The organism is Nostoc sp. UIC 10630 (assembly GCF_010747425.1).
Classification (GTDB): Bacteria; Cyanobacteriota; Cyanobacteriia; order Cyanobacteriales; family Nostocaceae; genus Nostoc.
Genome location: NZ_JAAGOG010000227.1, coordinates 1 through 10,943 on the forward strand (window position 1 = coordinate 1; position 10,943 = coordinate 10,943).

The window sequence follows — 10,943 nt, forward strand, 5'->3', positions numbered from 1 at the left end:
ACTTCCTACTCCCCACTCAACACTGAGTTTAGCGCTGTTAATAAGCGTTGGTTATCGAACTCTTCACGTACAGCAACCCGGAAAAAGCGATCGCCTAATTCTTTAAAACTAAGGCAATCACGGATTAAAATCTGGTGATACTTGAGTAATTGGTGCTGTAACTGCGAAGTCGACTCTTGAGACTCAACCAGTAAAAAGTTAGCAGCACTTGCTTGGGGTTGCAATCCCGGTATTTCAGCCAAACCTTGAAAGAGTTGGTTTCGTGCAGATGGTAGCCATGCCCAGGTTTGCTGCTGAAACTCTGTATCTTGGAGGGCTGCAATTGCCGCCGCCGCCGCTAGAGTGTTTACGGGCCAGGGGTCACGCCATAGCTGCCATTTAGCTAGGCAGTCGGGGTGTGCGATCGCATATCCTAATCGCAATCCTGGGAGACTGTAAAATTTGGTTAGCGATCGCAATACTACTAAATTTGCATATTCCTGCACCACCGGAATTAGGCTTTGTTCCTCATTAGGCGGCACAAAATCCATAAATGCTTCATCCACCACAACCAAAGCAAATTGCTCCAGGTAGGGCAAAATAGAGTCCCGTGAAAATATCTTACCGGTTGGGTTGTGGGGATTATTCAACAATAGTCCTTTGTCATTGGTCATTATTCCTTTGTCAAGGAATAATGACCAATGACCAGTGACTAATGACAAGGGAGACTCCAGCACATTAGCGTTATACGCTGCCAAGGTTCGGTAATAGTCACCAAAGGCTGGAGTGATTAAAGTTGTCGCGGCTAATTGAGCCAATTCCCTACCTATTAAAGTGAGTAATTCTGCGGAGCCGTTACCCGGCAGAATCCACTCAGGAGGAAGTTGATGGAAGTGACTGAGAGCTAGTCTCAGTTCACTATAGTTTGGATCTGGATAGTGCTTAAGATTACCAAGTTGGGACAGTATAGCAGCGATCGCGCTGTTTGGAGGCCCCAACGGGCTGATGCTAGCAGAGAAATCCAGAATAGCATCAGGGGGACAGCCAGCCAGTGCTGCTGCCCAGGCTAAATTTCCCCCGTGTGCAGGTTGCCGCATTAAAAAAGGGTTCCCGAAGACAGAACCTATGCTTTTGGGGGTGCTACCTTTTCTCTAAACAGTTTTCCTGCGGAGAAAGCAGGAACTCTCGTTGCGGGAATTTCCATTTTCTCATTTGTTTTCGGGTTGCGACCTTCGCGGGCTTTACGTTCGCGTGATTCAAATGAGCCAAATCCCACCAATGTCACCTTATCACCAGAGGAAACCGCTTCAATAATCGTTTCCAAAGCGGCAGTTAAGACTGCATCCGCTTGTTTCTTGGTAACACTAGCCTTTTCAGCTACGGCATCAACTAATTCACCTTTGTTCATATCAAACTCCTGAAGGTTTACTTGAGATTCTTTACGGATGCACCCTGGTACATCTGTATTAAAATCTTTGTTAGCGGGAATACAAAAATCATCCTTTGGGAGTATTTTTACTCAAAACGGCTGTACATCCCATCGGCTCGACTTTTCAATGAATCATTCTAAAGCGTTGTAGCCTGATGTGGATAGATGAAACCATTAATTTATATAGATTTCAGGATTTTTTGTCATTTTAGGGTACTTGTTTCACTAAAAACCACCCCAAAAGTAGGAAAAAATACCTAGTAAATACCGCAATCGCCAAGAAAACAAAGGAGTAGGGAGGTAGAAGATCGTCAGGATTGTTGGGATTAATTACCGATGTTGAAGAGTTATTGCTGAGATTAACCAATTTTTATGGAAATCGAAGGCTCAGGTTCCTGATTTCTCTAAAAAGTCGGGGATTTTGCTCACTTTTCATGTCATCTAGAAAATCCAACACGAAATTTAACCATCTAGCAAGCTTCTTTAGTAGGGAAGGTGGGAAAAATTAAAGCCTCTCCCCTACAAAGCTATCCATAAGTCACATCTTTCTTAATATTTGTTAGCGATCGCTGCGATAACTTCTTCTGGTATCTCCGTTACGCCTAGCTTGCTTCGACCGATGAGTACGACAAACCAGGCACTTAACAAAACCTTTAGGGACTTCCAGTAAAAAACATCTCTACCGTCTCCATGTACCTTGGAATTTGGGATTCTTTATTTTTTGCAGAATTGAGCCAAGGTAAGGAAGCGGTATGATCAAAACGACTACTAGGGGCGATAAATTATGACTCAAGCCATATCCAAACTAGTAACTTTTGAAGATTTTGCAGCATGGCGGCCCGAAGGTGGAAGATATGAATTACATGACGGCGTGATTGTTGAAATGGCACAACCATCGGGAGACCATGAAGATGTCGTTAGTTTTGTAGCAAGAAAACTAACAGTAGAATTTGACCGATTAAATTTACCTTATACAATCCCCAAAACTGTGCTTGTTAAACCAACTAAGTCGGAATCTGCCTATTCCCCAGATGTGCTATTACTCAATCGCCCTAATTTGATCAATGAGCCGCTATGGAAAAAAGAATCAACTGTAAGTCTTGCAGCATCAATTCCCTTGGTAGTTGAGATAGTTCGTACAAACTGGGATGATGAGTACTACACAAACAGGGTAAGTATGAGGGTATTGGAATTCCTGAATACTGGGTTGTAGATTATCTCGGTCTAGGCGCTAAAAAGTTCACTGGCAACCCCAAACAACCTACTATATCTATTTATCAATTAATCGATGGTGAATACCAAGTTACTCAATTTAGAGGCAGCAATCGCATCGTCTCGCCTACTTTACCAGAATTTAATTTAACAGCCGAACAGATTTTTCAAGCTGGAGGTCTACCAACATAGCCACAACCCTATTTGCTGTTTTACACTACTAAAAAATGTCAGTTTTTTTAATTATTGTTTCTTCTGTTTAAGCGAATTCAATACTTTATCTAGTGTCTGTCTAGTTAGCCCAATCAAAAGACCTCTCCCTGGTTTTACTACGAAAAACCGTCCCTCTCCGAGTCGGAGAGGGACAGAGTTGAACTTTAGTTCAAGGCAGGGAGAGGTGCGAAGATTTGAGCCAGAGGTGACTTACATACTGATGATCTTTATTGCCTACCAGGAAGCTTCAACCCACGACGTTCAAGGATTTGCCGCACTTCTGGGCTGGGCGCATAGTTATAGCCGTAGGCAGAATTCTCTGTGTCATCCATAATCTGAGGTGTCAGCAACACAATCACTTCTTTGCGCTGATTATCTTTATTTGTTCTTCTAAATAATGCTCCAATCAGTGGAAGATCTCCCAAAATAGGGATCTTGGTAACAGTTGTTCGGTCTTCATCTTGAATGATGCCGCTAAGAATAAGTGTTTGACCATCTCGCAGACGAACCACACCAGAATTTAGAGAGCGTTCTGATACTAGAAATATTGTTTGGCTGCTGTCTCCTACAGCAATTTGTTCTGAAGACTGCGGTGCTTTGATAACAGGTGCCACAGAGAGAGAAACAAAACCATTGTCATCAATCCGCTCAATTTTGACACCCAAAGTTAATCCCACCTCCGCTTTCTCGGTAGTAATTGTTTGTGTAGCAATATCATTACCACGAGTTATTTCGTTCTTAATATTTCCTATTACCTCTTGGGTCAGCTTGACATTAGCTGTTTGACCTTCTTGGACAATTAAGGTTGGGTCAGTCAAAATCTTGGCATTGCGATTTTGCACCTGAGCCGTCAAATTAGCAATAAAACGTCTGGGGAAAGAGCTTAAACCATTAAAGTTTAAACTTGCTGAACCGTTACTATTGGAAAAATAAGTGTTGTCAACACCAAAGGAAAAGCTGGTATTAAAGTCATCGATTTTATTGAGGTTAACATCAATAATCTTGACGTTAACTGCAACTTGACGACGACGAATATCAAGCTGAGTTAGTTGAGCCATTGCAATTGCAATGAGTCTAGGAGGGCCTATTAAGGTAACGGAGTTGGTGCGCTCATCTCCTAATGCCTGTAAACCTCTAAGTAATGGACTAGAGTCTTTGTAATCAACACGTAGAGGTTGAACTTGGGTTTCCGTCGTCGTCTGAGTTTGAGTGATAGGCGCAACTCCAGCCCCCACAGGTACGGCATTAACACTGGTAACTTGTCGTTCGCGGCTGACAGCACTTTCTGCCCCCAAGCCGACCAAAAAGTTCAGAGCGACTCCCACTGTCACCTGATTGAGTCGCAGGTTACGCATAACCATGTCACGGGTTGAATTAGGTAGTTTAGGCCCCACGAAAACTGTGCGATTACTGCGATTAGCTTCTAAACCACTCAAGCGCAAGACGTAGTTAAACACATCTTGCACTGGCTCATTTTCTATATCTAGAGAGATGGTTTGAGAGCTTGGTTGTGCAGCAGCACCTTGTTGACCTCCACCACCTTGCTCACCTCCGATATAAGCCAGGTTCAAATTAGCAGCACGGGCAAGTAATGATAAAACCTCACGTACTGGCGCATCTCGTAGTACTAGGCGGGGTACACGTTCCTGAGTTCCTAAGTCAATGGTGCTAGGAGAAGCATCAGTGGCGGAAACAGCAATATCTCCTACCGGTGGAGCAACGGCTCTGGGTAAAAAAGGTGGAGCCTGGCTTAGAGGTTGGCCAGGCCCTGCGGCTTGTGCAGGTTGTCCGTCAATAGTGACTTCCGGGTTGGGAACGAGAACATCTGGTTTTTGACCAGATTGGGCTGGAGTTATAGCTGGCGGTGCTGTAGGTGTTGGCGCTGTTGGCGTTGGCGCTGATGCTATGGTGCCTGCCGATGGACTAAAGCTGAGTGTAATTCCATTTTGCGATCGCACCACGGGTTGACTGCTAGGTACGTTGCTGCTGCCAGTTACCGTTACCCGAATGCTGTTGGCATCAAGCTGGCTAACCTCGACAGATGCAATTCCTGGTGCTGGGCTATCTTGACGAAAACTATTACCTTGTGGTAATCGTAATTGAGTATTGATAATATCTGCAACTAAAGCCTTACCTCTTTTTGTCGTGAAAACTTGGGGGCGCGAGCCTGAAGAAGTTTTCAAAGCAACACTAATTCCACCATTAACTGGATTTAACTGGACATTAGTAACTTGACTAATTTGTGCCCAAACTGGTTGAGCTGCCAAAAATACAAAAGCGCCAGTACCTAATATAAAACTATTACCGTGAAGCTGTTTCACAGTTCATTCCTCACCTAATAAAACCTTGTTTACAAACATTGAGCAGTTCGTTAAAAGTAAGAAGTTATGAGTGAATAGTTAGGAATGATAACTCCTAACTCACAATTCACAATTCATAACTACTAATTAAAAACTACTTTTTCGGAGCAGCTTTAGCTGCTGCTGCGGCTATTTCTTCAGGACTAAGTGGCATCAAGACCTGTAACTGGAATGATGTGTTAATCGCTGCTGGCCCAACCTGTACTGATGTTTTGTCTAATGGGGATCTTGACTCTACTGGAGCCAAATTTGCTTGATAATCTTTAACTATTAACAAAGGCTGTAATCGCTCAATGTTACGAATTATCGATTGTGTTTGCTCATAAGTTCCTGTAACTTCGGCATTGATAGTGCTGCGTTGCAGCTTGCCGTCAACCAGTAGTCCTAAAGAACCATCAGTAATTGGTTCTGGCTTTTGGGAAACTGGTACGAATCTCTTCAGTTTGGCTCTGACTGCATTAATAGAAGTTGGAGTATTGCCAGACTCAATCAAACGGTTCAAATCTAACAGCAATGTATCTAAGGTTTTTTCGTTAGCAAATAAACCTAAAACCTGAACTTTTTGCTGTTTTGCCTGCGCTAGCTCTTCTTTAATTTTGCCAATCTGTTTGATACTGGCTTTTTTTTGCTCAATTTGCGCTTGCAGTTCAGAACTTTTGGCTTGCTGCTGCTGATAGCTTTCCCAAGCTGGCATTAGCAGGTTTAACAAGATATAACCTGCTCCCGCTAAACCAATTACCCCTACCAAGATGCCAATGATTTTTGGTGTAAAGGCAATACCAAATATCACGGGGTGGGCTGGCGTTTCCGAATTGAATTCGCCACCATGTTCGGCAAAATTTAAATCATCACTCAGCGTCATTTTGGAATGACTCCTGTTTGTTGCATACTACGAATTCGAGTTACTAACCCCACCGTGCCTTTTTTTTCCAACTCCCGGATTAATTCCGAAGCTGGAATATCGCTCATGCTCGATTGAATAGTGTATTTAACTACTTGGGGCGGCTTAATTATTACACCACTAGAAGGTTGTGCTGCACCTGGTGGTAAGGGAGCATCTACTAATGCTGCCGTCACAATTCTGCTTTCTGTGGACTTCAAGAACCGAGACTGTTGTAAACTCAATAAAAAATCATTGACATCGTTAAAAGAACGAGCCAAGCCAGTAATTTCTAATCCGCCGGCCGGATTGTTTGGGGGCTGCCCTGCTACTACTGCAATAGGTGGGGTTTGCTTGATGGTTTCGATTTGCACTGCTGTTGGGATGCGATCGCGCAAATCTTGCAGCATTGCTGACCAAGGTCGAATCTGGTCAAATACAGTGACTAAAGCTTGAGTTTCCGCTTTAACTGCACTCGTCTCGGCTTTGATTTTGTTCAGATTTCCTATTTCAGTATCTAATCTCTTGCTTTCCTGATCGAATTGTGCTATTTGAGCATCTAATTCAACAATCTTCCCTTGCAACAACCACCAACTAACTCCCAATAAAGCTGGAAGACCTATACCTACTGCAACCCCCACATACACTGGTGTCATATTACCTGTAGGGAAGCTTAGGGATATTCCTCCCTTTCTGTCAGGCTTTTGCTGGTATGCTGGGCGATCTTTAAGAAAATTAACATCCAAACTGTACATTTTCTCACACCAATTAGAAACAAATATTTATGGTTTGAGAATTCTCAAACAGCGTAACTATCAAAACAGACAATCCAAAATCCAAAATCTAAAATCGGTATTACACCTCCCGCATACCTAAACCAAGTACAATCGCCAAGCCAGAGCGTTGTACCTGTGGATATTTATCAGTGTCAACTTCTAACGACAAAGACCCAATTGGATCTATTTGGGTAGTTGGCAAGCTCAATCGTTGGGTAAAGAATTCATCTAGCTGTTGGAGTCCACCTCCTGGCCCAGCTAATAAAATCTGCGCTACCTCCAAATTTTCACTTTGATTAAGGTAAAAATCGATTGAACGGCGCAGTTCATCCGTCAGTTCTCCCAATACTCTTAATATGGCTGCCATACCAGGATCGATTTCGGTAACACCGGTTTTCCCACCATCTAGGGGAGTTGGGGGAATAATCATTCCGTGTAACAGTTCCATATCTCGTGATGTGGGTAAGCTCATTGCCCTTGCTAACGCAGTTTGCATTTGATAAGTGCCTATGGGCACTGTGCGCGAAAATTGCGGTACTCCGTTAACAATGATGGCGATTTCTGTACTGTCGAACTCTATATCAACTAGGACTGCTGCTTCTTGCGGCCCAAATTGTCGCAGTTGCTCACGAATAGTCCGAATCAGGGCAAAACTGTTAATTTCTAAAACATCAATTTGTAGTCCTGCCTGTTCGAATGTACTTATATAGGTATCCGTTATTTCCTTGCGAGTGGCTACTAGAAGTACATGTACTTTTTCAATGCCATCCTCATCTACAAAGTAGTCAAGTTTCTGATAATCTACATCAGCTTCTTCACGAGGATAGGGTAAATACAAACCTGCTTCATGGTTTAGCACCATTTCTCGCAGTTCTTTGTCATCTAACTCCGTTGGTACAGGTATAATCCGAACGATGGAATCTCGCCCTGGTACACCAGTGGCAACACGAGTAGTTTTAATTTTGCTTTCAGCTAGCGCCTGCTGGATTAATTGCGCCATTGCTGCGGGATCGGTGATTTGACCATCGGTAACTACGCCTTCTGGAACTGCTACCGATGTAAAGGTTTCTAGTTTCAAGCCTTGACGCTGTTTGCGTAGCTGAACTACATTTACCCGTTCGGGAGCAAGTTCAATGCCGACCCCTTTATTCGATTTGCCAAACAGACGATTGAATTTTTGTACCACAGTTGTGCCCGATGGACTGCTAAATTGAAAATTTAAATTTGTTGTGGATAGAAACGTAATATATTACGTCTCTACACGTAATTTATTTAGCCTATAATCTCGACAATTCTGTCTAAGCTTTTCACACTGATCAAGCGTAAAAATACTGGGAAAATGATTCAATTGCGAAAATTTAAACAACTTCTTGCTTTGGCACTGCTTGGCTTATTAACCAGTTGGATTGTAAGTTGCAGCACAGGTAATGTTAGTACAAATACAAAACAAGCTAATTCAGGAGGGGCAACTATTGAGTTTTGGACAATGCAACTCCAACCTCAATTTACCGACTACTTCAAAAACCTAATTGCAAATTTTGAATCACAAAATCCAGGTATAAAGATTAACTGGGTTGATGTGCCTTGGGCAGCTATGGAGAACAAAATTTTAACAGCTGTCTCAGCAAAAACGCCACCTGATGTAGTTAACCTCAATCCGGGTTTCGCTTCCCAACTGGCGGGTCGAAATGCCTGGTTAGATTTAGATGCGAAAGTCTCAAACGATATACGTTCCTCCTATCTACCGAATATCTGGAAAGCCAGTACGCTTAATGGCAAGAGTTTTGGGTTTCCCTGGTATCTCACCACAAGGTTAACCATTTATAACACTGATTTATTAAAACAGGCAGGTATCAATAAGGTACCCGCAACCTACGCGGAATTAGCACAAGCAGCACAACAAATTAAAGATAAGACTGGCAAATATGCCTTTTTTGTAACTTTCGTGCCGCAAGATTCCGGTGAAGTGCTGGAATCTTTCGTGCAAATGGGAGTCACCCTAGTAGATGCTGAGGGGAAAGCAGCGTTTAATTCAGCACAAGGTAAGGCAGCGTTTCAATACTGGGTAGACTTGTATAAAAAAGGGCTTCTGCCTAAAGAGGCTTTAACGCAAGGACATCGCCATGCGATCGATTTATATCAATCTGGAGAAACTGTGTTTCTAGCTTCTGGGCCAGAGTTTCTGAAAACGATCGCTAATAATGCCCCGAAAATCGCCCAAGCTTCAGCAATAGCACCTCAACTCACTGGTGACACAGGTAAGAAAAATGTCGCGGTGATGAACATAGTTATTCCCCGTGATAGCAAACAACCAGATGGCGCTGTGAAGTTTGCTTTATTTGTCACCAATGACGAAAATCAGTTAGCTTTTGCGAAAGCTGCAAATGTTCTACCTTCTACAATCAAAGCATTATCTGATAGTTACTTTAAAGATGTTCCAGCTAATGCTTCTACAGTAGAAAAAGCGCGAGTTATCACTGCTAAACAACTGCAACAAGCAGAAATATTAACCCCTACTTTGAAGGATTTTAACAAACTGCAAAAGGCAATTTATGAGAATTTACAAGCAGCAATGTTAGATCAAAAAACTGTAGATAAAGCCGTAGAAGATGCGGCACAAGAGTGGAACAATAGATAAATTCGTAATTTGTAATTCGTAATTCGTAATTCGTAATTATGATTTACGAATTATATTGGTGGTTGTTAAAAAATCGCCTACTAGATAAAGGGAACCACATAAAACGATTAAATTGTCTGTGGTGGTGGTTGAGATTGCGGCTTCTAGTGCTGTGAATAAATCTGGATGGATTTGGCGATCGCTTAATTGGGTACAGAGGCTATAAGCTAGGTTTGATAAGGAGTCTAGATCGGCAGAAGTTCTACCTGGCCAGGATTCTACTGGTATTGGTACTAAAAAAAGGCGATCGCCGGGGCGCAGTAGGGCGGCAAAAATATCAGCATGATCCTTATCGGCAAACATTCCCATAACCCAAATGATGGGCTTGGGATTAACTGCGTCTAAGCTATCAACATACTGACGAAGAACTTGGGCAGCGGCAGTATTATGAGCCCCATCAAGTAATATTTTGTGGTTGTTCCAGGTAGTCCATTGCATCCTTCCTGGCCATTGAGTTTTTGCCATCCCCTTAATTATGGATTCTTCAGAAATATGCCAACCCTGTTGTTGAAGAATTTCTAAAGCTGCTATTGCCAAAGCTGAATTTGCTAATTGAATTTGTCCCGCTAATGGCAAAGGATATTTAATTAATTGAGAATTTTGAAGTGTTTGATATTCTGCCCATCCTGTAGCGATTTGACGGGCAGGTTGAGGCGTAAAAATTGGACATTTTAATTCTAAAGCACGCGATCGCACAACTTCTTCTGCATCCGGTGGCAATTGCCCAACCACGACGGGACATCCAGGTTTGAGAATACCTGCTTTTTCTCTAGCAATATCCGCGACGGTGGGGCCAAGTTGTTGCCAATGTTCCCGGCTGATGGAAGTGATGATAGTAACTATGGGTTCCAAACAGACATTGGTTGCATCTAAACGCCCTCCTAGTCCGACTTCTACCACAGCCACATCTACTTGCTGCTGGGCAAAATATAACCAAGCAGCCGCCGTGATTACTTCAAACTGAGTGGGGTTCCCATACTGTTGTGAAAAAGTTTTATCCCCCCTATCCTCCTCCAAGTGGGAAACATAGCCCCCCTTTTGAAGGGGGGTTGGGGGGATCTCCTCGTCACCAGCCTGAATAACTGCTTGGACTTTTTCTAATAATTGGCTCAGTTCTTCAGAAGAAATTGGCTGTTCATTCAAACAAATACGTTCCGTCCAATCGACTAAATGGGGGGAAGTGTAGCGTCCTGTGCGATAACCAGCCTCAGTAAGTACCGAGGAAAGATAGGCACAGACGGAACCTTTACCATTAGTGCCAGCAACATGAATTACCGGGACTTGGTGATGAGGATTGCCGAGATTTGCCAATAAGTTGACAATGCGATCGAGTCCCAGATGGACACCAAAGCGTTGAAGGGGTTGTATTACAGAATCAATATCCAAGGAAGGAGGACTGGGGGCAAGGGGGCAAGGG

Annotated in this window: 8 protein-coding genes and 1 pseudogene; 2 read left to right on the forward strand and 7 right to left on the reverse strand. The window is 43.1% G+C overall.

Annotation, left to right across the window (positions count from 1 at the left end; translation table 11 throughout):
- Positions 1 to 5: 5 nt before the first annotated feature.
- Positions 6 to 1,076 (reverse strand): threonine-phosphate decarboxylase CobD, encoded by a 1,071-nt coding sequence (cobD, locus tag G1O98_RS32445; protein ID WP_163937165.1) that lies wholly within the window; start codon positions 1,074 to 1,076, stop codon positions 6 to 8.
- Between the two features lie 26 nt (positions 1,077 to 1,102).
- Positions 1,103 to 1,387, reverse strand: coding sequence for an HU family DNA-binding protein (locus tag G1O98_RS32450; RefSeq protein ID WP_010998076.1), 285 nt, complete (start codon positions 1,385 to 1,387; stop codon positions 1,103 to 1,105).
- Positions 1,388 to 2,192: 805 nt separating this feature from the next.
- On the opposite strand from G1O98_RS32450, the pseudogene G1O98_RS32455 reads away from it, so the two are divergent.
- Positions 2,193 to 2,812 (forward strand): annotated as a pseudogene (locus G1O98_RS32455) (Uma2 family endonuclease).
- Between the two features lie 248 nt (positions 2,813 to 3,060).
- Here the strand turns inward: G1O98_RS32455 and G1O98_RS32460 are convergent.
- The 4 genes from G1O98_RS32460 to G1O98_RS32475 form a co-directional block, all read right to left on the reverse strand.
- The gene (locus G1O98_RS32460; protein WP_163937168.1) at positions 3,061 to 5,154 is read right to left on the reverse strand and encodes a type IV pilus secretin family protein; all 2,094 of its coding nucleotides are present in this window, start codon (positions 5,152 to 5,154) and stop codon (positions 3,061 to 3,063) included.
- A 133-nt stretch (positions 5,155 to 5,287) separates the two neighbouring features.
- Positions 5,288 to 6,055: a pilus assembly protein PilO gene (locus tag G1O98_RS32465; RefSeq protein ID WP_163937171.1), complete on the reverse strand. Its 768-nt coding sequence runs from the start codon at positions 6,053 to 6,055 to the stop codon at positions 5,288 to 5,290.
- Entirely contained in the window at positions 6,052 to 6,828 is a 777-nt protein-coding gene (locus tag G1O98_RS32470) for a PilN domain-containing protein (RefSeq protein ID WP_163937174.1), read from the reverse strand. The genes G1O98_RS32465 and G1O98_RS32470 overlap by 4 nt, the downstream gene beginning before the upstream one ends.
- Positions 6,829 to 6,928: 100 nt before the next feature.
- A complete protein-coding gene (locus G1O98_RS32475) occupies positions 6,929 to 8,035 on the reverse strand; it encodes a type IV pilus biogenesis protein PilM (RefSeq protein ID WP_114085264.1) in 1,107 nt (368 codons plus the stop codon).
- A gap of 153 nt (positions 8,036 to 8,188) precedes the next feature.
- Here G1O98_RS32475 and G1O98_RS32480 point away from each other — a divergent pair, with 153 nt between their 5' ends.
- Positions 8,189 to 9,487, forward strand: a complete 1,299-nt coding sequence (locus G1O98_RS32480) for a sugar ABC transporter substrate-binding protein (RefSeq protein WP_163937177.1) — start codon at positions 8,189 to 8,191, stop codon at positions 9,485 to 9,487.
- 36 nt (positions 9,488 to 9,523) lie between these two features.
- On the opposite strand, the gene G1O98_RS32485 is transcribed toward G1O98_RS32480, so the two are convergent.
- The gene (locus G1O98_RS32485) at positions 9,524 to 10,912 is read right to left on the reverse strand and encodes a folylpolyglutamate synthase/dihydrofolate synthase family protein (RefSeq protein WP_163937180.1); all 1,389 of its coding nucleotides are present in this window, start codon (positions 10,910 to 10,912) and stop codon (positions 9,524 to 9,526) included.
- Between the last annotated feature and the right edge of the window lie 31 nt (positions 10,913 to 10,943).

What these genes read in the sequence shown, in the direction of transcription:
- G1O98_RS32470 (WP_163937174.1), bottom strand. Translation starts at nt 6,828, where the DNA reads ATGTACAGTTTGGATGTTAATTTTCTTAAAGATCGCCCAGCATACCAG.
- cobD (WP_163937165.1), bottom strand. Translation starts at nt 1,076, where the DNA reads ATGCGGCAACCTGCACACGGGGGAAATTTAGCCTGGGCAGCAGCACTG.
- G1O98_RS32450 (WP_010998076.1), bottom strand. Translation starts at nt 1,387, where the DNA reads ATGAACAAAGGTGAATTAGTTGATGCCGTAGCTGAAAAGGCTAGTGTT.
- G1O98_RS32465 (WP_163937171.1), bottom strand. Translation starts at nt 6,055, where the DNA reads ATGACGCTGAGTGATGATTTAAATTTTGCCGAACATGGTGGCGAATTC.
- G1O98_RS32480 (WP_163937177.1), top strand. Translation starts at nt 8,189, where the DNA reads ATGATTCAATTGCGAAAATTTAAACAACTTCTTGCTTTGGCACTGCTT.